The following is a 26,365-nucleotide window of genomic DNA, read 5'->3' on the forward strand; positions in this document are numbered from 1 at the left end:
TCCACACATCGCTGGCCGAGACGCGCTCTCCTCCCCTGGCGACCCTGGGCTTGCCCAGGATCGCTCGAGCTTGCGAGGAAGAGTTGGAGGCGGGGGTGGTGCAGGATTGAACGCCGCGGTTCCTTCTGAACCACCCCCACTCCTGCCCCCTCCCCGCAAGGGGGAGGGGAAACGCGCTTGTTTCTCAAGCTCTCGGCGTCCGGCAGAAAAGTGTGAATCCGGTAGCCCCTGCGGGGGAGGGAGAAAGGCGGATGCCGTCGCTCCTGGCCTGACAGCTTCGAGCGACCTCGGCCCTAACCCAGCGACATCCCGCCATGATCGATCCCGACCTCGCCGGCCGCCTGGACTTCCGCCACCGCCTGCCCACCCAGCAGCCCCTCCCCCCGGGCCGGCATGACCTCGGCCTGTTCTCCGAGCGCGACGCGGTGCTGGTGGTCCCCGAGGGTCTCGATCCGCGCCGGCCCTGCCCTCTGGTGGTGCTGTTTCACGGCGGCGGCGGCAGCGCCGAGCGCATCCTGCCGATGCTGGAGCGGCACGCCCACGCCGAAAGATTCCTGCTCCTCGCCCCGCAATCGCTGTTCCCGACCTGGGACATCGTCATCGCCGGTCACGGGCCGGACCGCGAGCGGGTCGCGGCGGCGCTCGGCTTCGTGGCGGACCGATTCCTCCTCGACCCCCAGCACCTTTGCTTCGCTGGCCATTCCGACGGCGGCAGTTACACCCTCTCCCTGGGGCTCGCGAACGGCGACGTGGCGAGCCACCTGATCGTGTCGTCGGCGGGCTTCCTGTCGGCGCACCTGCAAGTCGGCGCGCCACGAATTTTCCTGTCGCACGGCACGCAGGACGCGCAGATCCCCATCGACCGCAGCGCCCGGGTCCACGTCCCGGCGCTGCGCGAGGCCGGCTACCCAGTCACATCTGTCGAGTATGACGGGCCGCACGCACATCAGCCGGCCGTGGTGGCGCAGGCCGTCGCGTTCTTCCTGGCAGATACGTCCGACGCCCGTTGAGGCTCAGGCCAGGGCAGCCTGGGCCGGCGTGCGGATCGGTTCCTCGGGCGCATCGGCCTGGGACAGGAGCGCCGGGATCAGGTCCGTCTGGGAGACGATCCCGACGAGGCGGCCGTCTGCGTCGATCACCGGCAGGTGATGGAGCCCCGCCTCCGACATCCGCGGCACCAGAGCGGCGATGGGTGTATCGGGAGCGACCGGCTCGACGGCACTCATGATGTCGGCGGCGCAGCCATGGGGCGCCCTGCCCCGCTCGGCGGTCAGGCGCAGGCGGCGGCCGAGGCCGAGCCGCGGCCCGGCCCGGTCCCAGGCGGCCTTGTCGAGGAGATCGGTCTGCGTGACGATGCCGAGGACGCGCGCACCTTCGTCGGTGACCGGCAGCGCCTTGATCCGGTGGCGACGCAACAGCCGCATGGCTTCGTCCAGCGACGCATCCGGCGCCACCGCGATCACGTCGCGCGACATGATCGCCGCGCAGGCGATCGGTCCCGAGCGGCGGCCATAGACCCGCATCTGCACCCGCCGCAGGATCTGCTCCAGGTCGCCGCGATCGACATCGAGCAGCTGGTCGAAATCCTCCAGCGCAGCGTCGAGGTCCGAGGCGCGGAACCCGACCCGGGCTTCGGACGGCGGATCGGCCGTCCGCGGTCCGGCCGGGCGCAGGTGCGGATAGGTCCGTCCGGTCAGGTTGTTGAACAGCAGGGCGGCGGCGAGCAGGATCAGCGAATTGACCGCCACCGGCCAGAGCACGAAGCCGTAGCCCAGTGCCCGGATCGCCGGGCCGCCCAGCACCGCCGTCAGTGCCACGGCGCCGCTGGGCGGATGCAGGCAGCGCAGAAGCATCATCAGGGCGATCGCCACCCCGATGGCGCAGGCCGCAGCCACGAACGGATCGGCGATCCAGGCCGCCGCCGTGACGCCAACCAGAGCGGCGACCAGATTGCCGCCGAGGATCGACCAGGGCTGCGCCAGGGGACTCGCCGGCACGGCGAAGAGGAGCACCGCCGAGGCGCCCATCGGGGCAATCAGGATCGGCAGCGCCTCGGCCGGGGCGGATGCCCGGCAGACGAGGCCGGTCGCCAGGATGCCCACCAGGGCGCCCGCGGCGGAGCGCAGGCGCTCGCGCGTGCTGACCGGGGTCAGCTCCGGCAGGAAACGACTGAGGAACGCACGCATCGGGTCGGAGGCTCACACATGGATAGGACGGCGCCGCGGCGACGCCGTCCTGTCTCAGGATCGCAGAGGGCGGCCGGTCCCTATCAGACTGCGCGGGCCTCGTGCATGGCCCGGATCTGCTCCTGCGTGTAGCCCAGGTCTGCCAGCACCTCGTCGGTGTGCTCGCCGAGCAGGGGCGAAGCCTTCACCTCGACCGTCATGTCGGAGAACTTGATCGGGCTTCCGACCGTCAGGTACGTGCCGAGCTTCGGATGCGCCACCTCGACCACGGTGCCGCTCTCGCGCAGGGACTTGTCCTCGGCGATCTCCTTCATCGAGAGCACCGGCGCGCAGGGAATGTCGTAGGTGCGCAGGATGTCCACCGCCTCGAACTTGGTCTTGTCGGCGAGCCAGTCCTCGATCGTCTTGAAGATGTCGAAGATCTTGTCCTGGCGGGCCCGCGGGGTGTTGTAGGCGGGATCGGAGATCCACTCCTCCTTGCCGAGCACCTTGCAGATCGGCGCCCAGGCGTGGCCCTGGATCGTGAAGTAGATGTAGGCGTTCGGGTCGGTCTCCCAGCCCTTGCACTTCAGAACCCAACCCGGCTGACCGCCGCCGCCCGCGTTGCCGCCACGCGGCACCACGTCGGAGAACTCGCCGTGGGGGTATTGGGGGTACTCTTCGAGGTAGCCCAGCGCGTCGAGGCGCTGCTGGTCGCGCAGCTTCACCCGGCAGAGGTTGATCACCGAGTCCTGCATCGACACGGCGACCTTCTGGCCGGTGCCGGTCTTGTTCTTCTGATGGAGGGCCGTGAGGATGCCGATGGCCAGATGCATACCGGTGTTCGAGTCACCGAGCGCGGCGGCGCTGACGGTGGGCGGCCCGTCCCAGAAGCCCGTGGTCGAGGCGGCACCGCCCGCGCACTGGGCCACGTTCTCGTAGACCTTCAGGTCCTCGTAATGGTGGCCGTCGGAAAATCCCTTCACCGAGGCGAGGATCATGCCCGGGTTCAGCGCCTGGATGCGCGCCCAGGAGAAGCCCATCCGGTCGAGCGCGCCAGGGCCGAAATTCTCGACCATGACGTCGGAATCCTGGATCAGCTTCTCGAGGACTTCCTTGCCGGCCTGGGTCTTGGTGTCGAGGGTGAGCGAGCGCTTGTTGGAGTTCAGCATCGTGAAGTAGAGCGCGTCGGCATCCTCGACGTGGCGCAGCTGCGTGCGGGTCACGTCGCCGGACCCGGGGCGCTCGACCTTGATCACGTCGGCGCCGAACCAGGCGAGGAGCTGCGTGCAAGCCGGTCCGGCCTGAACGTGCGTGAAATCGATGATCTTGATGCCTTCCAGCGGCTTGCTCATGGGGCGTCCTCCCTTGGAATGTTGGGCGTTTCGGTGAAGGCGATGCGCGGCGGGCCCGGTCAGGCCGGCACGGTGGCTTCGAGCTCGGCCACGCGCTGGCGCAGCCGCTTTTCTTCCGACCAGCGCTCGGTCTCGTCGCGGATCACCGCCACGATCCCGGTCACCCGGTCGGCTGCGTCCCGCACCATTCCCACCGTGAAGGCGATGGAGAGCTGGCTTCCGTCCTTGCGGATGGCCGGCACCCTCAGGGTCTCTGCGCCGTAGCGTGTGGTCCCGGTCCGCATCGTCTTGGCGTAGCCGTCCCAGTGGCGACGGCGGTGCCGTTCGGGCGTGATCAGGTCGAGCGTCTGGCCGAGCGCCTCCGTGGCGGAGTAGCCGAAGATCCGCTCGGCGGCCGGGTTCCAGACGGTGATCAGACCCTCCGGATCGGCGACGACGACCGCGTCGCCGATGGCCGCAACGAGACTCGCAAGCGCGGATCCTGACCCTGTCGTCGTGCTGGCCGCCCCGTGCGGGATCGGTGGCAGCGGGGGATGCGTCATGGGCGGCCTTTCTCTCCGGACTTGGAGCTAAAGTTCCGGCTTACCGGTGTGGCGACGGCAATTTACCGCCCCGCACCGTTGGTATTTGGTATACCATATGTGGAATGGCGTCAACGGCACGCGGAGAGCTGCACTTTCATTCCAACCCGTTCTGTATTCCGGCGCATGCGCTCGTCGAGGCCGGATGCGGGGCCGGTCCGGCCTATCGTGTTCTCAGATTTGCCGCTTTCGACGCGCAGGAGCGCCGCAGCCGACAGCTCGGACCGGCGGTTCGGCACCCCGCCCTGGAGTTCATCCGGTGATCCGCTTCGAGAAAGTCAGCAAGGTCTACCGCACGGACGGTCACAAGCGGACCATCCTCGAACAGGCCTCGTTCACCCTGAAGCCAGGCATTTCTTACGGGATCCTCGGCATCAACGGTGCCGGAAAATCGACCACGATGCGGCTGATCGCCGGAACGGAAGATGCCACCCGGGGCAAGATCTATCGCGGGCTGCGGGTTTCCTGGCCGCTGGGTTTCGCGGGCGGCTTCCACCCAAAGATGACCGGCCGTGACAACGTGATTTTCGTGGCCCGAATCTACGGCGAGGACCCGCGAAAGGTGCTGGATTTCGTCGAGGACTTCTCGGAGCTTGGCAGCTACCTCGACGTACCGATCTACACCTACTCGTCCGGCATGGGCGCGCGCCTCGCCTTCGGCATGAGCATGGCGATCCCGTTCGACTGCTACCTGATCGACGAGATCACCTCCGTGGGCGACGCGCGCTTCTCGAAGCGCTGCGACGAGGTCTTCTCCCAGCGCCGCAAGAACGCCGACATCATCATGGTCTCGCACTCCATGGAGACGATCCGGCAATGGTGCTCGCAGGGCCTCGTGCTGCTTAACGGCCGGGCGATCATCTACGAGGACGTGAACGACGCCATCGAGGTCTACCGGCGCCTCAACGCGTGACGCGACGCCGTCCACCGGTGGCGGACATGCTTTTGCCGTGACTGCGTGAGAGACGATCCGGACGCGTGCGCCGCTGTGCGGCCGGGTGCTTCCGGACGGATCGACCGTCAGGGCCGAGGAGGCCAGGAATCAAGCCATGAATATGGAGATCCGGAAAGCCGAGGGGCAGCCGGTCACGACCGCGGAACGCCAGCAGGCGATCACCGAGTCGCTGCGGCAGATCGCGCGGATGTCGCGCTTCGCCGATCGCAAGAAGGGCATCCGCTCCTATCAAAGCCACGTCAAGAACGACCCCTGGATCCCGATCCTTTTCGTGGTCTGCTTCGTGCTGCCGACGCTGGCCGGAGCCATCTACTACGGGTTGATCGCCTCAGACCGGTACGTCACCGAGGCACGATTCGCGATCCGGCCGGCCATCGGGACGGCCGACAAGGCGGCACCGGATTCGGTGGGAACCAGCGCCGGCGTTCCGAGCCAGATGGTCGCTCAGGATACGCTGATCACCAAGGAATACATCGTCAGCCGGCCGATGCTGGAATCGCTCGAGACACAGTTGCCACTGCGCGAATGGTTCGGCAGCGACAGCATCGATTACGTCTCGCGTTTCGACCCGAGCAAGCCGATCGAGAAATTCCTCCGCTACTGGAAGCGGCGCGTCGACATCGACATCGAGCCCAATTCCGGGATCATGGCGGTCACCGTCGAAGCGTTCGACCCGGATCATTCCCTCGCCATCGCCAAGGCCGTGATGAAGGAGGCCGAGCGGATGGTGAACGACCTCAGCGTGAAGGCGCGCGAGGATGCGGTGGCCGAGAGCACCCGGGAGTTGAAGCTCGCCGAGGAGCGGATGACCAAGATCCGCCTCGCGATGCGCGACCTGCGCAACCGCGAAGGCGTGCTTGACGCCCAGAAGTCGAACGAAATCAATTTGAAGATGATCGCTGAGTTGCGCTCTGCGCGGATCAACCTTGCGGTCCAGCTCGCCATCGGCCAGCGGGATCTCGGCCCCGAATCCCGCCGCATCATCGACATCAAGCAGCAGATCAAGGATCTCGACGAGAACATCGCGCGGATCGAGCGGCAATCCGCCAGCCAGGATCCGGAGCAGAAGCGCCTTCTTTCGGATGCGCTGACGCGATTCGAGGCCCTGGAGAACGATCGCAAGAACGCCGAGAAGTACTATCAGCAGGTGCTGACGGCCTACGAGCGTTCCCGGATGATCGCGGCCCGCCAGATCGAGTTCTTCAGCCCGATCGTGGAGCCGGTGCGGGCCGAATCCTCGACCGAGCCGCGGCGTCTCCTGATGATCAGCCTCGTCACGGCAGGCGCGGCGGTGCTGTTCGCCGCCGCCATGTTCGCGCGGAAGATGATGGCCTGAAGCTGCGCCGCGTCGGCTCGATTCAACGATCTGCGCTGGTCGTACCGACCGTGCCGCCGGTCCAGCCCTGCGCGCGCCAGCCCTCGGCGCGCTCGTCGAGATCGATCGAGCCCGCCTGGGCGAGAATGCTCAACGCGCGGTCGGCCCGTGTCTCGTCGGCCCGGACCGTCACCAGCGTACCGCCGCGTCGCACGCCCTCGGCGTAGGTCTCGGCCTCGCCTTCGCTCAACCCGGCTCCGGTCAGCCCCCCGATCAGCCCGCCGGCGGCGGCACCGACGCCCGCGGCCGTCACGGTTGCCACGAGCCAGCCCGCCGCCACCACCGGCCCAAGGCCGGGAATGGCGAGGAGCCCGAGGCCGGCGAGCAGGCCTGCACCGCCACCCAGCACCGTTCCGACCGTCGCGCCAGTGCCGGCCGAATCGACCGCCTCGTCCGGTTCGTGCGCCTGGTCGATCGGCGGCAGCGCGGCGCCCTCGGGGTCGGTTCGGTTCGAGATGATGCTGATGTCGCCATGGGCGAAGCCGGCGGCCTCAAGTTGATCCACCGCTCGGGCGGCAGCCTCGTACTCGTCGAACAGGGCGGTCAGCGCGCGTGCAGCCATCGGTATCTCCCGGTTCGGTGGCGACGCCGCGGGCGGGATACGGCGGGGCCGGTGCCGGGCGGTTGCGTTCACCGACCGGTCAAGCGGCAGAGGCGCGCCCGGTTCCCGACTCCGGCCGCTCTCGTCTTAACGGGCCGCTAACCATCCACCCGGCAGATCTTGCCGGGTTCGCTGCGGGGAACGCGTCCGGACAGGCAGCGACGGGTGGGATCGATGGCGGACACGGCGAGCGCGCCGAGACGGATGGGCCCGGCGGCGATCCTGGGACAGTTCGCGCTGCCGACCCGCGGCGACATGCAGGCCCTGTCGAAGCGCTCGGACCTCCTGTTCGCCACCGGCGTGCTGGGGATCCTCGCGGTCCTGATCTTCCCACTGCCCGCGATGCTGCTCGACCTGCTGCTGGCGGTCTCGATCATCATTTCGGTGCTGATCATGATGACCGGGCTGTCGATCGACAACCCGCTGGAATTCACCGTCTTCCCGACGCTGCTGCTCATCGCCACGATGCTGCGGCTGGCCCTGAACCTGGCCTCGACCCGCCTGATCCTCGGCCACGGCCACGAGGGCACGGCGGCGGCCGGCCACGTGATCGAGGCCTTCGGGCACTTCGTCATGGGCGGCAATTTCGTGATCGGGATCATCGTGTTCGCGATCCTGATCATCGTGAACTTCGTGGTGATCACGAAGGGTTCGGGCCGCATCGCCGAAGTCGCGGCGCGCTTCACCCTCGACGCGATGCCCGGCAAGCAGATGGCGATCGACGCCGACCTCTCGGCCGGGCTGATCGACGAGAAGGCCGCCAAGGCCCGCCGCTCGGCGCTCGAAGAGGAATCCTCCTTCTTCGGCGCGATGGACGGCGCCTCGAAATTCGTGCGCGGCGACGCCGTGGCGGCGCTGCTGATCACCTTCATCAACGTGGTTGGCGGCATCATCATCGGCGTGGCGCAGCAGGGCCTGAGCTTCGGCGACGCCGCCAAGAGCTACACGCTGCTCACCATCGGCGACGGCCTCGCGAGCCAAGTGCCGGCCCTGATCGTTTCCACGGCCGCCGGCCTGCTGGTCTCCAAGGCGGGCGTGAAGGGCGCAGCCGACAAGGCTTTGGGCAAGCAGCTCGCCCATTATCCGAAGGCGCTCGGCATGTCGGCGGCGGTGATGCTGCTGATTGCGCTCCTGCCCGGCATGCCGATGCTGCCGTTCCTGCTGCTGGGCGGGGGCGCCGGCTACGCGGCGTGGCGGATCAACAAGACCGCCAAGGAGGCACCACCGCTGGATGCGGAGGGCGCGCCGATCGACGCGAAGGCCGTCGCGGCCGCGAAGGAGGAGACCGTCACCGATCTGCTCAAGCTCGACGACCTGAAGCTCGAGATGGGTTACGCGCTGCTCGCCCTCGTCAACGGCGAGGGCCAGGACCGGCTCACCGACCAGATCAAGGCCCTGCGTCGCCAGCTCGCCGCCGAACTGGGCTTCGTGATGCCCTCGGTGCGCATCCTCGACAACGTCCAGCTCGACGCCAACACCTACGTGGTGCGGGTGAAGGAGATCGAGGCCGGCACCGGCCGGATCTTCCCCGGCCAGTTCATGGCGATGGATCCGATGGGCGGGCAGGTCCAGCTACCGGGCCAGCACATGCTGGAGCCGACCTTCGGCCTCCCGGCGACCTGGATCGACGCAGCGCTGCGGGATCAGGCGCAGCTCAAGGGCTACACGGTGGTGGACGCCGCCACCGTGGTCTCGACGCACCTCACCGAGTTGATCAAGGCCCACGTCTCCGAGCTCCTGAACCATGTCGAGGTCTCGAAGCTGCTGCGCGAGCTGTCGAAGGATCACACCGACCTGCTCAAGGAGATCGTGCCGTCGCAGATCTCCACAACCGGCATTCAGCGGGTGCTGCAGTTCCTCCTGGCCGAGCGCGTCTCGATCCGCGATCTCGGGGCGATCGTCGAAGCGGTCGCCGAGGTTGCGGGCGGCGTGAAGAACCCCCGCGACGTGGTCGAGCATGTCCGTGCCCGGCTCGGGCGCCAGATCTGCGCCCAGTACCAGGATCAGAACGGCGCGTTGCCGATCATCACCCTGTCGCCGGCCTGGGAGCAGGCCTTCCTGGAATCGATCGTCGGCGAGCGGGAGGAGCGCTACCTTGCGATGCAGCCCTCGAAGCTCAGCGAATTCGTCACGGCGGTGCGCGACCGCTTCGAGGCGGCGGCGCGGCAGGGCGAGATGCCCGTGCTGGTGACCTCGGCGCAGACGCGACCCTTCGTGCGTTCGATCATCGAGCGGTTCCGCCGGGAGACCCCGGTGATGAGCCAAGCCGAGATCCACCCGCGCGCACGGCTGCGTACGGTGAGTTCGATCTGAGCGAGAGGAAATAGAGGCGCTGCCGGTCCGACGCGCTTCCCCTTCCCCTTCGGGGGGACCCTCCCCCGCAGAGGCGGAGGGAGAGGCGGCGCTCGACGTGCCCTCCCCGCTGACCCGCCTCAGATCGCCTTCTGCTTCAGTTCCCGCTCCAGCTCATGGGGATTGAGCCCCGGGGCCACGACCGGCGGATCCGGCACCACGGTCGCCTTCGGTCCGTGCGCCGCGGAGCCGATCGCCGCCGCCAGCCTGGACCGCTCGAACGCGATTACCACGACCACTGAGATCAGCGCGGGGATCCAGAAGTAGAAGATCCGGAAGATGATCACCGCCGCGATGATCGCGTCCTTCTGCGCCTCGTCGGTGATGTGCATCGCTGTGATGAACACGATCTCGAACACACCGAGACCGCCCGGGGCGTGTGAGGCGAGCGCGACCGAGAACGACGCCAGGAAGATCGCCAGCACCGGGATGAAGCCCGGATTCATCGCGTCGGGAAGCGCGAAGTAGATGATGCCTGCCGCACCCAGCAGCTCCAGCGGCGCCGCGAGCAGCTGGCGGGCCATGATGCCGGGCCGCGGGTATTCCAGCTTGAACGAGCGGATGTGCAGCGGGCGCAGCCGCCGGATCGATCCGATCACGTACAGGCCGACGAAGGCCAGCATGCCAATGCCGACGCTCAGTGCGGCCTTCGGATCGGTGAGGAAGCCCGGCAGCTTGCCGTCGAGCCGCGACAGCAGGTGCGGATCGACGACGAGCGTGAAGCCGCCGAGCAGGATCGTGCCCAGGAAGAAGGTGAAGGAGCAGAGCGCCACCAGCACGGCGACCTGAGCGGCGGTGAGGCCCTTGGCAGTGTAGGCCCGGTAGCGCACCAGGGCGCCCGAGAAGACCGAAGCGCCAATATTGTGCGAGAGCGCGTAGGTCGTGAACGAGCACAGCGAGACGAACAACAGCGAGATGTGGCGGACGCCCAAATGCAGCAGTGCGATCCGGTCGTACCAAGCGAGTGCCGCGTAGGCGACCAGCGTCGAGAGCGCCGCGAGCATGATCCGATGCGGCGGGATCGCCAGGATTGCGGCCCAGATCGCCGACAGCGAGGTCGACTTCAATTCCTGGTAGAGAAAATAACCCGATATGACGACGGCGGCGAGGCCGATCAGTGGCCAGATGAACTCGCTAATCTTCTTCATGAACACCGACGCCCCGGGGATAGCCCCTGATGCGCCGTCACGCGGCGCCCTGCAAGCGGCGTGACGCCACCAAGGGGCCCCCTTGTCAGCTGATCATGACGGTTTCGTGCCACGCACCGGCTCGGGGGCCGATCGCATCAGCCGCGGGCGCGGTTCAGGCCGATCCCGTCCATCGCGGCCTGATCGCGAACCAATTCCGCGGCCCGCTCGGCGGTACGCTCGCGATCGTTGAGGATCTCGACCTTCTTCAACTCCTCGAAGGCCTCCCCGAGTTCGGCCTTGGCCTCCGCAAGCTGGCCCTCCAGGGCCTGGGCGGACTGGCGCATGTTGTCCCGGCGGGTGGCCGCCGCGCGAGCGTAGGTCGGGTAGGCGAAGTGGCCCACATCGGTGATGCCGGCGCGGGTCTCCTCGACGGAGACCTCGCGGTCGAGTTCCACCGCCATGCGCTGGAAGTCGGCCATCATCATCTCGATCTGGGTCACACGCCGGCGCTTCTCATCGACCTGGAAGCGGCGCAGGCGGATCAGCGTGTCACGCGATTTCATCAGGACGCTCACTCCACGCAACGCTCAAGGCCGTGCCGAGGATCGCGCCTGGCCCGTGCCCCTAGGCCCCGCCGACGATCTGACCGAGCCGTGCGTAACCATCGCTGATGGACGTTGCTTCTTCCTTACCCTGCCCAAGAAAAGCCTCAAGATGAGGCATGAGCGCCACGGCCTCGTCGACCTCCTGGGATGAGCCGGCGCGGTAGGCGCCGAGCCGGATCAGCTCCTCCATATCGGCATAGGTCGAGAGCACTCGGCGCGCCCGCCGCACCACCGGCAGGTAGGCCGGATCGCAGGATCGCGGCATGGTCCGCGAGACCGAGCGCAACACATTGATCGCCGGGTAGCGTCCCCGCTCGGCGATGGCCCGCTCCATTACGATGTGCCCATCGAGGATGCCGCGCACCGCATCGGCCACCGGCTCGTTGTGGTCGTCGCCCTCGACCAGCACCGTGAAAAGCGCCGAGATCGTGCCCTGCCCGACGCCCGGGCCAGCGCGTTCCAGCAGGCGTGGCAGTTCGGAAAAGACCGTCGGCGTGTAGCCCTTGGCGGTGGGCGGCTCGCCGGCCGCGAGGCCGATGTCCCGCTGGGCCATGGCGAAGCGCGTGATCGAATCGATCATGCACAGCACCTTGGCACCCTGATCGCGAAAATGCTCCGCCACCGAGAGCGTCACGTAGGCCGCGTTGCGGCGCATGAGGGCCGGCTCGTCGGAGGTGGCCACCACCACGACCGAGCGCGCGAGGCCGGCGGCACCCAGATCGTCCTGCAGGAACTCTTGGACCTCCCGCCCGCGCTCGCCCACGAGCCCGATCACCGCCACGTCGGCCGCCGTGTAGCGGGCGAGCATCGAGAGCAGCACCGACTTGCCGACGCCGGACCCTGCGAAGATGCCCATCCGCTGGCCAGCGCACATGGTCAGGAAAGTGTTGATGCAGCGGACCCCGAGATCCAGCGGGCCGCCGACCCGGGTCCGGGCATGGGCGGGCGGCGGGTCGGCCCGCAGACTATAGATGTCCGGTCCCTGCGGCAGGGGCCCGAGCCCGTCGACCGGTCGCCCCAGGGCGTCGATCACGCGCCCGAGCCAGGCGCCCGAGGGGCGGATCGCCCCCGCAGCCTCGTCGCGCACGAAGGCCGGGCAGCCGCGGCGGACACCCTCCAGGGACCCGAACGGCATGGCCAGCGCCCGGTCGCCTTGGAAGCCGATGATCTCGCAGGGGACCAACCCGTGGCCGTTCGCGCCTTCGACGTCGATCCGCCCGCCGAGCCGCATCGCCGCCACGGGGCCGGCGACCTCCACCAGCAGGCCGCGGATCGCCACGACCCGGCCGAAGGTCTCCAGCACCTCCACGCGCTCCAGCGCGGCCTGCGCCGCCGCGAGGGAGGAAACGGATCTTGCCGAATCCTGTGTCATGAGCCGCGCTCTCAACGCTTCGTTTACCGGCCTCCTTAACACTGCGACCCACGAGCACGCAGCGGCTCGGTCCAGCAGAGGTTCACGGTCAAGCTCCACGAATCCGGGCGCTGTGTCCGGTGAACCACAGCTCGGACCATGGCGTTTCGTGAGAAGTACTTAGACCGCCGGGGCGGACGCCCCGGTCGCAAGCGAAGCAGAATCACGGTCCCGGACGGGCCCGGAGGAGCCTTCTTTCTCCGGTCAAGCTCGCAGATTGGCGAACGAAGCGCTTGCGGTCGGGAATCAGGTTTTGTTAACGATTAATCCATAGCGTCCCACGTCAAGAGCGACGAGGCGTCCGTCCACAGGCCGGTGGCGGGCGAACGACGGGACGTGTCTGCGCGCTGATGCGGCCGGCGGGGCTGGGGACCGACGATGCGGGTACTTCTGATCGAGGACGACAGCGCGACTGCGCAGAGCATCGAGTTGATGCTCAAGTCCGAGAACTTCAACACCTACACCACCGATCTCGGTGAGGAAGGTATCGATCTCGGCAAGCTGTACGACTACGATATCATCCTCCTCGATCTGAACCTGCCCGACATGTCGGGCTACGAGGTGCTACGCAACCTTCGGGTCGCGAAGGTGAAGACGCCAATCCTGATCCTCTCCGGCATGGCCGGCATCGAGGATAAGGTGAAGGGTCTCGGCTTCGGGGCGGACGATTACCTCACCAAGCCGTTCCACAAGGACGAGCTGGTGGCGCGGATCCACGCCATCGTGCGCCGCTCGAAGGGCCATGCCCAATCGGTCATCACCACCGGCGACCTGATCGTGAATCTCGATCAGAAGACCGTCGAGGTCGGCGGCGCCCGGGTTCACCTGACCGGCAAGGAGTACCAGATGCTGGAGCTCCTCTCGCTGCGGAAGGGCACGACGCTCACCAAGGAGATGTTCCTCAACCATCTCTACGGCGGCATGGACGAGCCGGAGCTGAAGATCATCGACGTCTTCATCTGCAAGCTGCGCAAGAAGCTCGCCAACGCCAGCTCGGGCAAGAACTACATCGAGACCGTCTGGGGCCGCGGTTACGTGCTGCGCGAGCCGATGGACAGCGAAGAGCGCATGGCGGTCTGATCCGCAAGGCAATCCGATCCGGAAAAACCCCGTGCGGTCCGGCCGCGCGGGGTTTTCGCGTTTTTGACGGGTGCGCGACTCCGAAACTTCAGCGCCCTTTTGAAAAAACCTGCGCGGCCGGCGCGATCACCACGTAGCTGCCGCACGGCGCGGCCCGGCTGATCACCGCGCTGGCGACGCCCCAGACGTAGAGGCCACGCCGGTCCTGCGCCACGACCGGCCCACCGGAATCTCCGAAGCAGACCCGGGCGCCCTGGGCCTGCGCGATAGTCAGCCCGGTGCTGCTGGCGGCCAGCGGCGTCAGCGTCGCCGTGCGCAGGCGCCCGACGCCGTTCCCCGACAGGCCAGCCCCGGCGATCCGCAGGGTCTTCGGAACGCGCCCCGCATCGGCCGCCAGCGCGATGGGCCGACGGCCGCGCGCCGGCTCGGTGAGGCGCAGCACCGCGAGGTCGAGGGAGAGGTCGGCGAGGCTCACGTCGGGGGCGGCGTTCGGCAGCATCTCCCCCGGATCGGGGCTGTAGCGGGCCGCGACCCGCGCGCCATAGACCGGCTGCGCCGGTTCGGTGCCGCGGAAGAAGACGACCAGCGCGCCGAGGGGATCACCGTTCACGCAATGCGCCGCCGTGAGAACGAGGTCCGGCGCGATGAGGATGCCGGTGCAGCGGGTGAGTTTTAGCGCCTCCTCGGGCTGGGTGATCGTGCCGATGGCGACGGTGGCCTGCGCCAGGGCGTCCCGCCCGGCCGGCGCGCCGCCTTGGATCGCTGCGGCCGGCCCGGCCAAGCCAAGCCCGAGCGCAAACACCGATCCGGCGCGGGTGAGGCGCCACCCAAGGGTTCCGATGATGGTCACGTGCGGATCCCTTTTCCGGCTTACTGTCCTGCCTGACAGATGCTGCCCGCAAGCGCCCCGGCAAGCAGGCGCGAGGACGCGGCCGAAACGTCAGCGCGCCACCGTCCACGTGGTCGTGCCGTCCTTGTTGTCCTTGACGGCCACGCCCATCGCGGCCAGGGCGTCGCGCGCCCGGTCGGAGGCCGCCCAATCCTTGGCAGCTCGGGCCGCGCGTCGTTCGGCGATCAATGCGTCGACCGCCGCGACATCGACGCCGGAGGCGGCGACCGCGTCCTGCTCCCGGTCGCTGCGGGTGCGCGCAAGGAGGCCGAACAGGTTCGCGCCAGCGCGCAGCGCAGCGGACTGCCCCTCCGAACCGAGCCGATGCAGTTCGTTGATCGCTGCCGGCGTGTTGAGGTCGTCACACAGGGCGTCGACGACCGTGTCGGGGATGTCGCGCGCCACCGGCGCATCCCCGGCGGCGTTGTACCAGCGGCCGAGCACCCGGCTCGATTCCTCCAGCCCGCGCAACGTCCAGTCGATCGGCTGACGATAGTGCGTCTTCAGCATCGTGAGCCGCACCACCTCGCCGGGCCAGTCCTTTAGCACGTCGCGGATGGTGACGAAATTGCCGAGCGACTTCGACATCTTCTCCCCCTCAACCTGGAGGAAGCCGTTGTGCAGCCAGACATTGGCCATAACGGGCGTATCGAAGCAGCAGCGCGATTGCGCCACCTCGTTCTCGTGATGCGGGAAGATCAGGTCGATCCCGCCCGCGTGGATGTCGAAAGTCTGCCCCAGGTGCTTGGCCGACATGGCGGAGCACTCGATGTGCCAGCCCGGACGCCCCGGCTCGGCGATCCCGGCCGGCGACGGCCAGGACGGCTCACCGGGCTTCGAGGGCTTCCACAACACGAAGTCCAGGGGCGAGCGCTTGTAAGGCGCGACCTCGACCCGGGCACCGGCCTCCATCTCGTCGAGGGGGCGCTTCGAAAGCCCGCCGTACTCCGGCATCGACGGCACATCGAACAGGACATGGCCCGCCGCCACGTAGGCGTGGCCGGAGCGGACCAGCGCCTCGATCATCGCAACCATCTCGGCAATGTGATCGGTGGCGCGGGGCTCGATGAAGCGGGGGCGCTCGCCGCCCACGTTCACGTCACCCGGCATCAGCACGCCGAGGTCGCGCACGTCGCGGTGGAACTGTGCCAGCGTCCCGTCGGTGAGTTCGCGTATGGTGATGCCGCGTTCGGCCGCTCGGGCGTTGATCTTGTCGTCCACGTCCGTGACATTGCGGGCGTAGGTCACGTGCGCGGTCCCGTAGAGGTGACGTAGCATCCGGAACAGCAGGTCGAAGACGATGATCGGCCGGGCGTTACCGATATGGGCGGCATCGTAGACCGTCGGGCCGCACGCGTAGATGCGGACATGCTCCGGATCGATCGGCGCGAAGCTCTCCTTGGCGCCGGTCAGCGTGTTGTAGAGCCGCAACATCGGCGCCATGAATCCAACTCTCCTTCCGGCGCGACCGCCGACGAAAACGAGCCTGCCTTCAGAGGCCTACGGGGCCCACGCGGCCAAGAACGGCCGAAACGTGGCGCTGCGGACGGTGCCGCCACGGCATCCTGTTGCATCGCCGCGACTGCGCGGCCCGCGCGATGGGGCTAACGCAAAAGCGTGAGGAATTCGAGAAGGCACTCGCATCCTGCGGGTAAGGCTTCCTTAACCGCGGCGTCGGACCGTCCGGGCCACAAACCTCACGCCGCAGTTCCTGTGCTCAAGGACCCTCGATGCGTCGCTCGGCAATCGGTATTCTCGCCCTCGTCACGGCTTTCGCCACCGCAGGTCTTGCGCATGCCGCGCTGGCCGGCAGCGACGGCGAGACGCCCGTGAAGGCGCCGAGCCACGTCGAGAAGACCTTCCTCATCCCCTCGAGCGACGGCTACGGCGTCGGCGACTGCCTGACGACGCCAGGAAGCAGTTGCGGCCAAGTCGTCGCCAATGCGTGGTGCGAGGCGCAGGGCTACGCCGCGGCCAACTCCTACGGCATCGCCGCCGCCGACGAGTATACCGGCGCGATCAGCCAGCCGGTCTCGACTCCGCTGGAGCGGCCGATCCGGATAACCTGCCAGGACTGACAGTCACAGACCGACCGCGGGAGCCCACCCTACTTCATGGCGTCCGCGCATTTCGGTGCCGGCTCCGTGCCCCAGGGGGCGAGCGGCACCGCCGAGCTCGAGTTCTTCGGCGAGCCCTGGATCACCTTGTCGGAATAGACCATATAAATCAGCGTGTTGCGCCGCGCGTCGCAGCCGCGCACAATCTGCATCGATTTGAAGATCAGCGAACGGCGCTCGCTGAACACCACCTCGCCCTGGCTCAGCTTGCCCTTGAAGGTGACCGGGCCGGTCTGGCGGCAGGCCAGCGAGATATCCGAGACATCCTCGGCCAGACCCAGCGTGCCCTTGATCCCGCCCTTCTCGGGCTGCGTGTACCAGCAGGCGACACCCGCCACCACCGGATCATCGATGCCGTAGACGACCAATTTGTCGTTCGGCGTCAGCGGGCGCCAGACCGTCGATTTGTCGAAAATCCGGTCCGGCTCCTGGGATGCCGCGGGGCCCGCTGCCGCCATCCCGAGCGCCAGAACGCCAACATAGGTGAGACTCCGAAACAACATCACCGGCCAATTCCCCCTCAAGCTTGCCAATGGGATGTAGGGGGGGTGTTGCCGTCCTGCGAGGGGGCGTAGGATCGCGGTGCTTCGGCCCCGAAGCGCGGATGCGCGCCGCTCGGCCTCTTCGGAGCGCAGCGTACCTGGCCAACGCGATGCAGCCTATGCCTCACCGTCCGATCGTCCGTTCGCTCGGCCGCATCCTTTCGATTGCGGCCCTGACCCTCGGACTGTCCTGCCCCCTCCTCGTGCCGGCTGCCGCGCAGGAGACGCCGTCGGCCGCCGAGACGCGGCCGGTGCCGCAGATGCCCTCGCCCCAGTGCCGGCGCTATCGAGCCGAACTGGCGTCGATCCAGAACGGCGGCAGCACGACGCGGGCACTCAACGACGAGATCGGGCGGCTCGAGGCCTATTACCGCGGCCTCAACTGTTCGGAAAAATTCCTGTTCTTCGATACGCGGCCACCGCAATGCGGGGCCGTGGAGCAGCGGATCCGCGCCCTCAAGGCCACCTACGGCGGCGCGGTGCTCGACGACGATGGTGCGCGCCGGCGCGAACTCCAGAGCCTCGTGGCGTCGACCTGCCCCACGCGGGAGACCTACGCGGCAAGCGGAGAATCCTACGCCCGGGGCGGCCCGCAGATGGTCTGCGTCCGGAGCTGCGACGGCGGGTTCTTCCCGCTGCGCAACCTGCCCGAAGGGCGCGGCGGTGCGGATGAGATGTGCCAAGCGCTCTGCCCCGGCGCCGAGGCGCAGGCCTATTCCATGCCCTACGGCGACGATGCGCTGAAGCATGCTGCCACGGTAAAGGGCAGCCGCGCCTATACGAGCCTCGCCAACGCCTTCAAGTTCCGCAAAGAATTCGTGCCGAATTGCTCCTGCAAGCCCGAGGGCAAGACCTGGGCGCAGTCGCTGGTCAAGGCCGAGAGCATGCTGGTCCGGCACAAGGGCGATATCTTCGTGACGCCCATGCAGGCCGAGGCGCTGTCCCGCCCGAAGGTCAGGCTGACGCTGGTCGGCCGCGCCGATCGGACCGCAGCGGAACTGGCTGCCGACGCCGCCGGACGGGCCGTAAAGGGCAACACGGAAGCCTCTGCCACAGGGCCCGACGCCGGCAAAGGCTGGGTCGACCCTGAAGCACAGCCGTCCAATCGCGCGAAGCCGGATCACGTCGCCGTGCGCCTCATCGCGCCGAATGTGATCGCTGTTCCACAGCGTCTCACACCTTAGCGCGTATCCGCGGGGAACCAATCGCAGCGTTCCGTGTTCGGCTCGGCCTGATCCGATACGAGGCCTCGATGCGGCTCCTGCGACTGCTCCTTCTGACCGGCACCGTGCTGCCGGCTCTGACCACCATCCAGCCGGCCGACGCGGCGCCGGGCCGGATCATCCTGGCGCAGGGCGGTCCGGAGGAGCGTGGCCCTCGCGGCGGCGGTGAGACCCCGCGCGGTGGCCCAGGTCCGGAGCGCCCGCCGCAGGAACGTCCCGGCCCGCCGGCGGGACGCGAGCGGCCGGAATCGCGTCCGGATCGGGCGACCCCGCCGCCGCGGGAGCGTCCCGAGCCCCAAGCCCCGCGTCAGGCAGAACCTCCGCAACGGGAGCGGCCGCCTGAGCGCCGACCGGAACCGCCGGCCCCGCGTCCGCCGGCCCAGGAGCGGCCGGATGCGCGCCCGGATCGCCAGGAGCAGCGGCAGGAGCAGCGACCAGACCGTCAGGAGCAGCGTTCGCCGGACGCTCGGCCGAATCGTCAGGAGCGCCAGCCCGACCGTGAGGACGGTCAGCCGGATCGGCCCGCACCGGACCGCAATGTAGGTCCCGGCCGCCAGCCCCGGCCGGACAACGACCGGCCAGGGACGCCGCCGCGGCAACAAGGCCCAGCTCTTGACCGCCGTGCGCCCGATGCCGATCGCCCGAACCCGCCGCCGGGTGCTCCGGGTCGGCCCGATAACCAGCGCGACAAGCGCCCGGAGCCAGGTGCAGGACCGGGCGCCGAGCCGGGCCGTCCCGCGCCGCCCAACCCGGCTCCCGGAGCCCCCGGACGGCCGGATCAGCGCCAAGATCTTCAGCGTCAGGATCTCCAGCGTCAGAATCCTCAGCGCCAGGATGTGCAGCCCGGTGACCGGCCTCAACCGAATGCCGGTCCCGGTGCCGAGCCGAACCGTCCGGCTCCGCCCAACATGGCCCCGGGCGTGCCCGGGCGGCCGTTCCAGCGCCAGGACGTTCAGCCCGATGGTCGCCCACAGCCGAATGCCGGCCCCGGCGCGGAACCGGGCCGCCCCATTCCCCCCAATCTGGCCCCAGGCATCCCCGGGCGTCCATTCCAGCCGGGTCAAGCCGGCGGCCCCGGCCAGGTTGGTAGCCCCGGTGGTCGAGCCGGCAACGGTGTGATCAGCGCGCCGGGTCAGCCGGGCTACGTGCCGGGCGGCTTCCGCCAAGACGACAACGTCCGCAGCTTCGACCAGGTGGTGCGTGAACGGCGCGAGTACAACGAGGACGGGCGGACCTACTACCGCGAGCCCGGGCGCATCATCGTGCGCGACCGCGACTCGTACCTGATCCGGCACGACGAGAACGAGCGCTTCCGCGCCCTCGACCCGCGCGGCTACCGCTTCGTGCAGCAGGGCGCCGATTTCTACAGCTATCTCGACCGGCCGGGCGGCCAGCAGGTCGTGACCGTGACCGCCGATGACGGGCGGATGCTGCGCCGCTACCTACGTTATCGCGACGGCCGCGAAGTCATGCTGATCGACAACAGCTATGCGGGTCCGATCCGCCCGATCTACGAGGACGTCGTGGTGCTGCCGCCCCCGGATATCCGGATCCCGCGGGACCGCTACATCGTGGATTACGCGCAGGCCGACGCGGGCGAGGTCTACGAGGCGTTGACGGCACCGCCGGTTGTTCCCGTCGAGCGCCGCTACACCCTTGACCAGATCCGCAACAGCCCGGACCTCCGGGCCCGTATGCGCGCGGTCGATATCAACGCGATCACCTTCGACACCGGCTCGTTCACGGTCACGCCAGAGCAGGCGGCGAAGCTCTCGGTGATCGCGGCCGCGATGAACCGCGCCATCCAGGCGAACCCGCGTGAGGTCTTCTTGATCGAAGGCTTCACCGACGCGGTCGGCTCCGCGATCGACAACCTCTCCCTGTCGGACCGGCGTGCCCAGTCGGTGGCGACCGTGCTCACCGAGCAGTTCCGCGTGCCACCCGAGAACCTGACCACGCAGGGCTACGGCGAGCAGTACCTCAAGGTGAACACACAGGGCCCGTCGCGGGAAAACCGCCGCGTCGTCGTCCAGCGGATCACGCCGCTGCTGCAGCAGGGCGAGGGGCAGGGACAGGCAGCGCCGCCCCCGCCACGCTGAGCCGGAAAGACGTCTCGATCGGGCGGCCGCCATCGGCCGCCCGGTCCTTCGCCTTCAACCTCAGCCGGGCGGCGCGAGGCTGAGAAGCCACCGGCGTGCGAGGGCCTGCACGCGTTGCCGAACGGCAGCATCGAGGTCGCACCTTCGAACCAGTCGGGCGGCAACCTCTTGATCCGCGACGTGGCCAGCAGTCCACCCGCCAGAGACAGCCCGCGTTAGCCCTATCTGCGAACGCCGCACAACGCTGGCGCTGATCCGCAATCGCCTGGAGCGCGCCAGAGAGTCCGACGACCTGCCGCCTAAGCGGATGCGGCGCGGTTGGGAGCGTTCGTCCACGGGATCATCAGGCAGGCGATCTCGTTCCAAGTGCGCGACGGCGCCACGCGCGAGGCGTTGCGAGCGCTGATCGCCGCGACAGCCGGATGCGCGGGAGTTGACGACAGCACCAGCGGACATCACCAACACGCGAAGATCGGCAACGCGGGACGGGCATGGACAGCGAAGCGGACGGGCGGCTGATCCGGGCGGGCACGCCGGTCTTCCGCCGGACGGCGCTGGCATTGGCGGCCGCGGGGTTCTCGACCTTCGCGGTGCTCTACGCGGTGCAGCCCCTGCTGCCGATCTATGCCGAGGATTTCGGCGTGTCCCCGGCCGAGAGCAGTCTCGCCCTGTCGCTGCCCTGCGGCCTGCTGGCCGTAGCGCTCTTGGTGGTGAGCCCGCTGTCCGAGATGTGGGGCCGCAAGCCCGTGATGCTGGCCTCGCTCCTGGCCTCCGCGCTGCTCACCATCGTGGCCGCCCTAATCCCCGGCTGGCACGGGTTCCTGGTGCTGCGCGCGCTCACCGGCCTCACGGCGAGCGGACTTCCGGCGGTCGCCATGGCCTATCTGGCGGAGGAGATGGACGCGCAGGCGATCGGCCTGTCGATGGGCCTGCTGGTCGGCGGCAACGCACTGGGCGGCATGGCGGGTCGGCTCATCAGCGGCGTCATGGCCGATCATGTCGGTTGGCGGATCGGGCTGGCCACGATCGGCGTGCTGGCGCTGGCTGCGGCCCTCGCCTTCTGGCGCTGGCTGCCCCCCTCCCGCAGCTTCGTGGCGCGCCGGATGGCGTGGCGCGAGGTGCCGGGGAGTTTCGGCCACCATTTCCGCGATGCCGGCCTGCCGTGGCTGTTCGTCGAGGCGTTCCTGCTGATGGGCGGCTTCGTCTGCATCTACAACTACATCGGGTTCCGCCTGCTCAATCCGCCCTTCTCGTTGAGCCAGACGGTGATCGGGCTGATCTTCTCGGTCTACCTCGCCGGCATGGTAAGCAGCCCGGTCGCCGGGGAGCTCGCCAGCCGTTTGGGCCGGCGGCGGGTGCTGTGGCTCGCGACCAGCCTCGGGCTCGCCGGGATCCTGATGACCCTCTTCGACAACATCGTGCTGATCGTCTTCGGCGTCGTGGTCACGACGGTGGGCTTCTTCGCGGCACACTCGGTCGCGAGCAGCTGGGTCGGCCGGCGGGCGCGGCGCGACCGGGCGCAAGCCTCCTCGGTCTACCTGTGCATGTACTATCTCGGCTCGTCTGTGCTCGGAACGGCGGGCGGCTGGTTCTTCGCCCATTCCGGCTGGACCGGCGTGGTGCTCTTCGTGGGCGGGCTCTACGGGCTGGCGCTGGCTGTGGCACTGCGGCTATCCCGCCTCGAACCCCTGGGAGCTTGATTCGAGGACCGAACCATGAGCGCCCGCAGCCACACCAGCCACGTCGTCGATCAGTTCGGCGCGCAAGCCACAGCCTACGTGACGAGCGCAGTCCATGCGGGCGGTGCCGATCTCGATCGCATCGGCGCCCTGATCCGCGCGCTGCCGGGGGCGCGGGCGCTCGATCTCGGCTGTGGCGGCGGCCATGTCGCCTTCGCGGCGGCGGCGGCCGGGGCCGTGGTCACCGCCTACGATCTCTCGGCCGAGATGCTGGCGGCCGTCTCCGCCGAGGCGGCCCGGCGGGGGCTCGACCGGATCGATACCCACCAAGGGGCGGCCGAGACGCTGCCCTTCGCGGACGCGAGCTTCGACGCGGTGCTCACCCGGTTCAGCGCCCATCATTGGCGAGACGTTCCGGCCGCCCTTGCGGAGGCGAGGCGGGTGGTGAAACCCGATGGCCTGCTCGTCGCCTGCGACGCGGTGGCCCCGGAAGATCCGCTGCTCGACACGCATCTCCAGGCGGTCGAACTGCTGCGCGATCCGTCCCACGTGCGCGACTACCGGGTCTCGGAATGGCGCACCATGCTGGAGGCGGCGGGCTTCGCGCCTGGTGCCGTCATGGCAAGCCGTCCGCGCATGGATTTCGCGAGCTGGATCGCCCGCATGCGCACGCCGCCGACCCATGTCGCGGCGATCCGGGCCCTCCAGGCTTCGGCCGCCGCCGAGGTCACGGCGCATTTCCAGATCGAGCCGGATGGCAGCTTTCTGCTCGACTCGGTGCTGATCGAAGCACGACCGCACCGGACCGCGGCTTGATGCCCTGCGCAGCGCGTCCGTGCCGATGGCGCTGGTCCACGACGAGTACGGCCATTTCGACGGGCTCGTGACGCCGGCCAACATCCTCGACGCCGTCGCGGGCGCGATGCCGACCGACGAACTAGCCGACCAGTTCGTCTTACGGCTCCCGCCGTCGCGCAACGACGCCACGGCTGCCGGCCTCGTCATCGCCACGCTTCAGCGCCTGCCGGAGACCTGCGACATCGCCGGCTGGCGGTTCGAGGTGGTGGATCTCGACGGACGGCGCGTCGACAAGCTGCAGGCGACCAAGCTGGTAGAGTCCGAGGCGGAGGAGCTCAGGCCGCCTCACCCGCCAGCCGCCGCATTGCGCGCTCGCGACCGATCAGCGGCAGCAAACCCGAGAGATCAGGCCCGTGCTCCAGCCCGGTGAGCGCAAGCCGCAGCGGCATGAACAAGCCCTTGCCCTTCGCTCCGGTTCGGGTGCGGATCTCGGTCGTCCAAGCTTTCCAGGTCTCGGGCCCGAACGGCTCGGGCGGCAGGCTGTCCTGCGCCGCCGCGATCACGGTTGGCTCGATCAGCACCGGCTCGACCGGACCGGCAACGACCCTCCACCACTCGGCCGCCTCGGCGACCAGGTTGAGATTGGCCCGCACCGCCAGCCAGAACGCCTCTGCGCGATCCGCCTTAACCCCGAGGTCCGCCAGCCGATCAGCCACATCCGCGTACGGCATGACGTGGACGAGGCGCGCGTTGAGACCGTCAAGCTCCGCCGTGTCGAACCGCGCCGGCGCCCGAGAGATTTCCGCGAGGTCGATCAGGCCGGCCAGGGTGTCCAGGTCGGGAACCGCCCGGACGGATTCGGCGGAGCCGGTCAGGACGGCGAGGGAGCGCACCGCAGCGGGCTCGTAGCCGGCCTCGCGCAGGCCGCGCAGCGACAGGTGGCCGAGCCGCTTCGACAACCCCTCCCCGTCCGCGGTCGTGAGCAGGTTGTGGTGGCCGAAGATCGGAACGGCGGCGCCCAGTGCCTCGAAGATCTGCACCTGCACGCCAGTGTTGGTGACGTGGTCCTCGCCGCGGATCACGTGGGTGATTCCCAGATCGGCGTCGTCCACGACCGAGGGCAGCGTGTAGAGGTAGCTGCCGTCGCCGCGGATCAGCACCGGATCGGACAGCGACGCGCAATCGACATGGGCCGGACCGCGGACAAGGTCGTCCCAGGTCACGGTCCGGGCCTCCAGCAGGAAGCGCCAGTGCGGCCGCCGCCCCTCGGCTTCCAGGGAGGCGCGCTCTTCGGCGGTGAGCTTGAGCGCCGCCCGGTCGTAGATCGGCGGCTGGTTACGGCCGAGCTGGCGCTTGCGGCGGCGCTCCAGTTCCTCCTGGGTCTCGTAGCACGGGTAGAGCCGGCCGGCAGCGCGCAGGCGATCGGCGGCTTTGTCGTGCTGCGCCTTCCGTTCGCTCTGCCGGGCGAACAGGTCGGGCTCGATGCCGAGCCACGCGAGATCTTCCTGAATCGCCTGGGCGAACGCCTCGGTCGAGCGCTCCGCATCGGTGTCGTCGAGGCGCAGCAGGAAGCGTCCGCCGGTCCGGCGGGCGAACAGCGCGTTCAGCAGGGCCGGCCGGGCATTGCCGATATGGAGGTAGCCGGTCGGCGACGGGGCGAAGCGAACGAGAGTCATGGTCCGCTCCATAGCCGATCTTGGCGCCGATGGCGCAGGACTTCATGGCCTCTGCCCCTCGCCCGGCTCATGGCGGCCCACCGGGAAGACGCTACCCAGGCTCGTGGAAACCGGTCAGAAGGCTCCGCTTGGCGCTGCGCAGGACAAGGCTCGATGGCGACGGACGAGACGGCCGACATCGTGGTGATCGGCGGCGGGATGGTCGGTCTTGCCAGCGCCATCGCGCTGAAGGATCGGGGCCTCGACGTGGTCCTGTGCGATCCCGGCGAGGCCCGCGCCCGGACCTCCTACGGCAATGCCGGCGTGGTCAGCCGTGGGTCGATCCTCCCGATGTCGAGCCCGGCCCTGTGGGGCAAGCTCCCGGCCTATCTGCGCAACGCCGACCGTGGCTTGCGCCTGAACTACGCGCACCTGCCGCGGATCCTCCCCTACACGGCGCATTTCCTGGCGAGCGCCCGCGCCGCCCGCTGGCGCCGGGCCGCCGAGGCGCTGCTGCCGCTGACGAGCGCCGCCTACCCGGCCCATGAACGCCTCGCGGCCCGGGCCGGGACGAGCGACCGGCTGCAGCGGACCGGATGGCTGAAGGCTTACCGAACGGAAGCCGCTTTCGCGGCGGCCGCCCTGGAGCGCGAGATTCTGGCGGGGCACGGCGTGGCCTTCGACATCCTCGATACGGCGGCCCTGCGCGATCTGGAGCCGGCCGTGGTCCGACCCTACGCCAAGGCGATGCTGCTGACCGAGACCGGCTCGGTGCGCGAGCCCGGCCGCCTGATCGAGGCCTGCGAGGCGCTGTTTTCCCGCCTCGGCGGGCGGCGCCTCCGCGGCAGCGTCGCGCGGCTGGCGCCCGTTTCGGGCGGATGGCGGATCGATCTGGAGGCCGGCGCGGTCCGGGCTCACCAGGTGGTGCTCGCGGCCGGCGCCGCCTCGGGGGCGATCGCGCGGCCGCTGGGCTACCGCTTCGCGGTCGCGGCCGAGCGCGGCTACCATCGCCACTACGCCCTGCATCCGGAGAGCCCGCCGCTGACCCGGCCGGTGCTCGATACGGGCGCCGGCTCGATCCTCTCGCCGATGGGCGATCACCGGGTGCGCGTGCTGTCGGGCGTGGAACTCAATGCGCGCCACGCCGCACCGGATCATACCCAGATCGACGCGGCCTCCGAGGAAGCCGCCGGGACCCTGCGGCTGGGCGGGCCCCTCGACAACGCGCCGTGGCTCGGCTCCCGCCCCTCGACGCCGGATGGAATGCCGGTAATCGGCCGGGCGCCCCGACACGACGGATTGTTCTTCGCTTTCGGCCACGGCCATATCGGCCTGTCCACCGGCCCGATCACCGGGGAGATCGTTGCCGATCTCGCCACCGGCCGGAGTCCGGCGGTGCCGGTGGCGGCCTTCGCGCCGGAGCGGCTGCTGCGCTGGCCGAGCGTGTTCTAAAGCGCTCTTCGCCGAAGCGGATACCGGTTCGGTGCAAGAGAGCGCGTCACTGCAAAGACTTAGAGCCGTGCGCGATTGCAACGCGCACGGTACACGACAGTGACGCCACCGTCGCCGAACAGGGCGCGGGTCCCCTCTCCCGTGCGGGAGAGGTCTGCTTTCGCAGAAAGCCGGGTGAGGGATGAGACCTGTCCGGACAAGGCGCACCCTGTCTGCGCCTTGACGGTGCGCGCGATCCTGAACCGTCTCGACCCTCACCCCAACCCTCTCCCGCACGGGAGAGGGGGCAGGTCGCGCTTGC

24 protein-coding genes are annotated in these 26,365 nt (G+C 68.9%); 12 read left to right on the top strand and 12 right to left on the bottom strand.

Annotated elements, in window-relative coordinates; all coding sequences use genetic code 11:
• Positions 1-314: 314 nt before the first annotated feature.
• The gene (locus tag MKK63_RS30315; RefSeq protein WP_244008144.1) at positions 315-1,010 is read left to right on the top strand and encodes an alpha/beta hydrolase; all 696 of its coding nucleotides are present in this window, start codon (positions 315-317) and stop codon (positions 1,008-1,010) included.
• 3 nt (positions 1,011-1,013) lie between these two features.
• Here the strand turns inward: MKK63_RS30315 and MKK63_RS30320 are convergent, their stop codons facing one another.
• The 3 genes from MKK63_RS30320 to MKK63_RS30330 all read right to left on the bottom strand — a co-directional run bounded on the left by MKK63_RS30320 (position 1,014) and on the right by MKK63_RS30330 (position 4,062).
• Positions 1,014-2,186 (bottom strand): HPP family protein, encoded by a 1,173-nt coding sequence (locus tag MKK63_RS30320; protein WP_244008146.1) that lies wholly within the window; start codon positions 2,184-2,186, stop codon positions 1,014-1,016.
• Between the two features lie 83 nt (positions 2,187-2,269).
• Positions 2,270-3,520: a formyl-CoA transferase gene (gene frc, locus MKK63_RS30325; RefSeq protein WP_244008149.1), complete on the bottom strand. Its 1,251-nt coding sequence runs from the start codon at positions 3,518-3,520 to the stop codon at positions 2,270-2,272.
• A 59-nt stretch (positions 3,521-3,579) separates the two neighbouring features.
• On the bottom strand, positions 3,580-4,062 hold the full coding sequence (locus MKK63_RS30330) for a PAS domain-containing protein (protein WP_244008151.1): 483 nt from the start codon (positions 4,060-4,062) through the stop codon (positions 3,580-3,582).
• 298 nt (positions 4,063-4,360) lie between these two features.
• Between MKK63_RS30330 and MKK63_RS30335 the strand changes: the two genes are divergently transcribed.
• Together MKK63_RS30335 and MKK63_RS30340 are read left to right on the top strand one after the other, a co-directional pair.
• A complete protein-coding gene (locus tag MKK63_RS30335; protein WP_243925617.1) occupies positions 4,361-5,014 on the top strand; it encodes an ABC transporter ATP-binding protein in 654 nt (217 codons plus the stop codon).
• Between the two features lie 136 nt (positions 5,015-5,150).
• Entirely contained in the window at positions 5,151-6,392 is a 1,242-nt protein-coding gene (locus tag MKK63_RS30340; RefSeq protein ID WP_244008153.1) for a capsule biosynthesis protein, read from the top strand.
• Positions 6,393-6,414: 22 nt separating this feature from the next.
• Here the strand turns inward: MKK63_RS30340 and MKK63_RS30345 are convergent, their stop codons facing one another.
• Entirely contained in the window at positions 6,415-6,993 is a 579-nt protein-coding gene (locus MKK63_RS30345; protein WP_244008155.1) for a hypothetical protein, read from the bottom strand.
• 213 nt (positions 6,994-7,206) lie between these two features.
• Between MKK63_RS30345 and flhA the strand changes: the two genes are divergently transcribed.
• Complete coding sequence (gene flhA, locus MKK63_RS30350; protein ID WP_409564576.1) at positions 7,207-9,345, top strand: flagellar biosynthesis protein FlhA; 2,139 nt, start codon at positions 7,207-7,209, stop codon at positions 9,343-9,345.
• 119 nt (positions 9,346-9,464) lie between these two features.
• On the opposite strand, the gene MKK63_RS30355 is transcribed toward flhA, so the two are convergent.
• The 3 genes from MKK63_RS30355 to fliI all read right to left on the bottom strand — a co-directional run bounded on the left by MKK63_RS30355 (position 9,465) and on the right by fliI (position 12,491).
• Positions 9,465-10,532: a lysylphosphatidylglycerol synthase domain-containing protein gene (locus MKK63_RS30355; RefSeq protein ID WP_244008157.1), complete on the bottom strand. Its 1,068-nt coding sequence runs from the start codon at positions 10,530-10,532 to the stop codon at positions 9,465-9,467.
• 137 nt (positions 10,533-10,669) lie between these two features.
• Positions 10,670-11,077 (bottom strand): flagellar export protein FliJ, encoded by a 408-nt coding sequence (gene fliJ, locus MKK63_RS30360; RefSeq protein WP_244008160.1) that lies wholly within the window; start codon positions 11,075-11,077, stop codon positions 10,670-10,672.
• A 61-nt stretch (positions 11,078-11,138) separates the two neighbouring features.
• Positions 11,139-12,491, bottom strand: a complete 1,353-nt coding sequence (fliI, locus tag MKK63_RS30365; RefSeq protein WP_244008162.1) for a flagellar protein export ATPase FliI — start codon at positions 12,489-12,491, stop codon at positions 11,139-11,141.
• Positions 12,492-12,908: 417 nt separating this feature from the next.
• Between fliI and ctrA the strand changes: the two genes are divergently transcribed.
• Complete coding sequence (gene ctrA / locus MKK63_RS30370; RefSeq protein WP_244008164.1) at positions 12,909-13,610, top strand: response regulator transcription factor CtrA; 702 nt, start codon at positions 12,909-12,911, stop codon at positions 13,608-13,610.
• Positions 13,611-13,698: 88 nt separating this feature from the next.
• On the opposite strand, the gene MKK63_RS30375 is transcribed toward ctrA, so the two are convergent.
• A complete protein-coding gene (locus tag MKK63_RS30375) occupies positions 13,699-14,460 on the bottom strand; it encodes a trypsin-like serine protease (RefSeq protein ID WP_244008166.1) in 762 nt (253 codons plus the stop codon).
• 90 nt (positions 14,461-14,550) lie between these two features.
• Positions 14,551-15,942, bottom strand: coding sequence for a cysteine--tRNA ligase (gene cysS, locus MKK63_RS30380; protein WP_244008168.1), 1,392 nt, complete (start codon positions 15,940-15,942; stop codon positions 14,551-14,553).
• A gap of 287 nt (positions 15,943-16,229) precedes the next feature.
• Between cysS and MKK63_RS30385 the strand changes: the two genes are divergently transcribed.
• Entirely contained in the window at positions 16,230-16,577 is a 348-nt protein-coding gene (locus MKK63_RS30385) for a hypothetical protein (protein WP_244008170.1), read from the top strand.
• A 29-nt stretch (positions 16,578-16,606) separates the two neighbouring features.
• On the opposite strand, the gene MKK63_RS30390 is transcribed toward MKK63_RS30385, so the two are convergent.
• On the bottom strand, positions 16,607-17,119 hold the full coding sequence (locus tag MKK63_RS30390; protein ID WP_244008172.1) for a CreA family protein: 513 nt from the start codon (positions 17,117-17,119) through the stop codon (positions 16,607-16,609).
• 158 nt (positions 17,120-17,277) lie between these two features.
• On the opposite strand from MKK63_RS30390, the gene MKK63_RS30395 reads away from it, so the two are divergent.
• Positions 17,278-18,342, top strand: coding sequence for a DUF2865 domain-containing protein (locus MKK63_RS30395; protein WP_244008174.1), 1,065 nt, complete (start codon positions 17,278-17,280; stop codon positions 18,340-18,342).
• Here the strand turns inward: MKK63_RS30395 and MKK63_RS32100 are convergent.
• The gene (locus tag MKK63_RS32100) at positions 18,339-19,445 is read right to left on the bottom strand and encodes a hypothetical protein (protein ID WP_313901810.1); all 1,107 of its coding nucleotides are present in this window, start codon (positions 19,443-19,445) and stop codon (positions 18,339-18,341) included. The genes MKK63_RS30395 and MKK63_RS32100 overlap by 4 nt on opposite strands.
• 51 nt (positions 19,446-19,496) lie before the next feature.
• Between MKK63_RS32100 and MKK63_RS32105 the strand changes: the two genes are divergently transcribed.
• The 4 genes from MKK63_RS32105 to MKK63_RS30415 all read left to right on the top strand — a co-directional run bounded on the left by MKK63_RS32105 (position 19,497) and on the right by MKK63_RS30415 (position 23,387).
• A complete protein-coding gene (locus MKK63_RS32105) occupies positions 19,497-20,480 on the top strand; it encodes an OmpA family protein (RefSeq protein WP_313901811.1) in 984 nt (327 codons plus the stop codon).
• Positions 20,481-20,971: 491 nt separating this feature from the next.
• Positions 20,972-22,180 carry an MFS transporter gene (locus MKK63_RS30405; protein WP_244008179.1) on the top strand — a complete coding sequence of 403 codons (1,209 nt, stop codon included), beginning with the start codon at positions 20,972-20,974 and terminating at the stop codon, positions 22,178-22,180.
• A gap of 15 nt (positions 22,181-22,195) precedes the next feature.
• Complete coding sequence (locus MKK63_RS30410; RefSeq protein WP_244008181.1) at positions 22,196-22,975, top strand: class I SAM-dependent methyltransferase; 780 nt, start codon at positions 22,196-22,198, stop codon at positions 22,973-22,975.
• Between the two features lie 25 nt (positions 22,976-23,000).
• Positions 23,001-23,387, top strand: coding sequence for a transporter associated domain-containing protein (locus tag MKK63_RS30415; protein ID WP_409564577.1), 387 nt, complete (start codon positions 23,001-23,003; stop codon positions 23,385-23,387).
• On the opposite strand, the gene gltX is transcribed toward MKK63_RS30415, so the two are convergent.
• Entirely contained in the window at positions 23,293-24,633 is a 1,341-nt protein-coding gene (gltX, locus tag MKK63_RS30420; protein ID WP_244008182.1) for a glutamate--tRNA ligase, read from the bottom strand. The two genes, MKK63_RS30415 and gltX, sit on opposite strands and share 95 nt — an antisense overlap.
• A gap of 153 nt (positions 24,634-24,786) precedes the next feature.
• Between gltX and MKK63_RS30425 the strand changes: the two genes are divergently transcribed.
• Positions 24,787-26,064: an NAD(P)/FAD-dependent oxidoreductase gene (locus MKK63_RS30425; RefSeq protein ID WP_244008183.1), complete on the top strand. Its 1,278-nt coding sequence runs from the start codon at positions 24,787-24,789 to the stop codon at positions 26,062-26,064.
• Positions 26,065-26,365 lie beyond the last annotated feature (301 nt).

This window comes from Methylobacterium sp. J-088 (assembly GCF_022829295.1).
Taxonomy (GTDB): domain Bacteria; phylum Pseudomonadota; class Alphaproteobacteria; order Rhizobiales; family Beijerinckiaceae; genus Methylobacterium.

Coding starts and splice junctions, on each gene's coding strand:
- MKK63_RS30410 (WP_244008181.1), top strand. CDS start 22,196: ATGAGCGCCCGCAGCCACACCAGCCACGTCGTCGATCAGTTCGGCGCG.
- gltX (WP_244008182.1), bottom strand. CDS start 24,633: ATGACTCTCGTTCGCTTCGCCCCGTCGCCGACCGGCTACCTCCATATC.
- MKK63_RS30330 (WP_244008151.1), bottom strand. CDS start 4,062: ATGACGCATCCCCCGCTGCCACCGATCCCGCACGGGGCGGCCAGCACG.
- MKK63_RS30405 (WP_244008179.1), top strand. CDS start 20,972: ATGGACAGCGAAGCGGACGGGCGGCTGATCCGGGCGGGCACGCCGGTC.
- flhA (WP_409564576.1), top strand. CDS start 7,207: ATGGCGGACACGGCGAGCGCGCCGAGACGGATGGGCCCGGCGGCGATC.
- MKK63_RS30395 (WP_244008174.1), top strand. CDS start 17,278: ATGCCTCACCGTCCGATCGTCCGTTCGCTCGGCCGCATCCTTTCGATT.
- MKK63_RS30390 (WP_244008172.1), bottom strand. CDS start 17,119: ATGTTGTTTCGGAGTCTCACCTATGTTGGCGTTCTGGCGCTCGGGATG.
- MKK63_RS30345 (WP_244008155.1), bottom strand. CDS start 6,993: ATGGCTGCACGCGCGCTGACCGCCCTGTTCGACGAGTACGAGGCTGCC.
- MKK63_RS30385 (WP_244008170.1), top strand. CDS start 16,230: ATGCGTCGCTCGGCAATCGGTATTCTCGCCCTCGTCACGGCTTTCGCC.
- MKK63_RS30415 (WP_409564577.1), top strand. CDS start 23,001: ATGGCGCTGGTCCACGACGAGTACGGCCATTTCGACGGGCTCGTGACG.
- MKK63_RS30340 (WP_244008153.1), top strand. CDS start 5,151: ATGAATATGGAGATCCGGAAAGCCGAGGGGCAGCCGGTCACGACCGCG.
- MKK63_RS30315 (WP_244008144.1), top strand. CDS start 315: ATGATCGATCCCGACCTCGCCGGCCGCCTGGACTTCCGCCACCGCCTG.
- fliI (WP_244008162.1), bottom strand. CDS start 12,491: ATGACACAGGATTCGGCAAGATCCGTTTCCTCCCTCGCGGCGGCGCAG.
- frc (WP_244008149.1), bottom strand. CDS start 3,520: ATGAGCAAGCCGCTGGAAGGCATCAAGATCATCGATTTCACGCACGTT.
- MKK63_RS30320 (WP_244008146.1), bottom strand. CDS start 2,186: ATGCGTGCGTTCCTCAGTCGTTTCCTGCCGGAGCTGACCCCGGTCAGC.
- MKK63_RS30355 (WP_244008157.1), bottom strand. CDS start 10,532: ATGAAGAAGATTAGCGAGTTCATCTGGCCACTGATCGGCCTCGCCGCC.
- ctrA (WP_244008164.1), top strand. CDS start 12,909: ATGCGGGTACTTCTGATCGAGGACGACAGCGCGACTGCGCAGAGCATC.
- fliJ (WP_244008160.1), bottom strand. CDS start 11,077: ATGAAATCGCGTGACACGCTGATCCGCCTGCGCCGCTTCCAGGTCGAT.
- cysS (WP_244008168.1), bottom strand. CDS start 15,942: ATGGCGCCGATGTTGCGGCTCTACAACACGCTGACCGGCGCCAAGGAG.
- MKK63_RS30425 (WP_244008183.1), top strand. CDS start 24,787: ATGGCGACGGACGAGACGGCCGACATCGTGGTGATCGGCGGCGGGATG.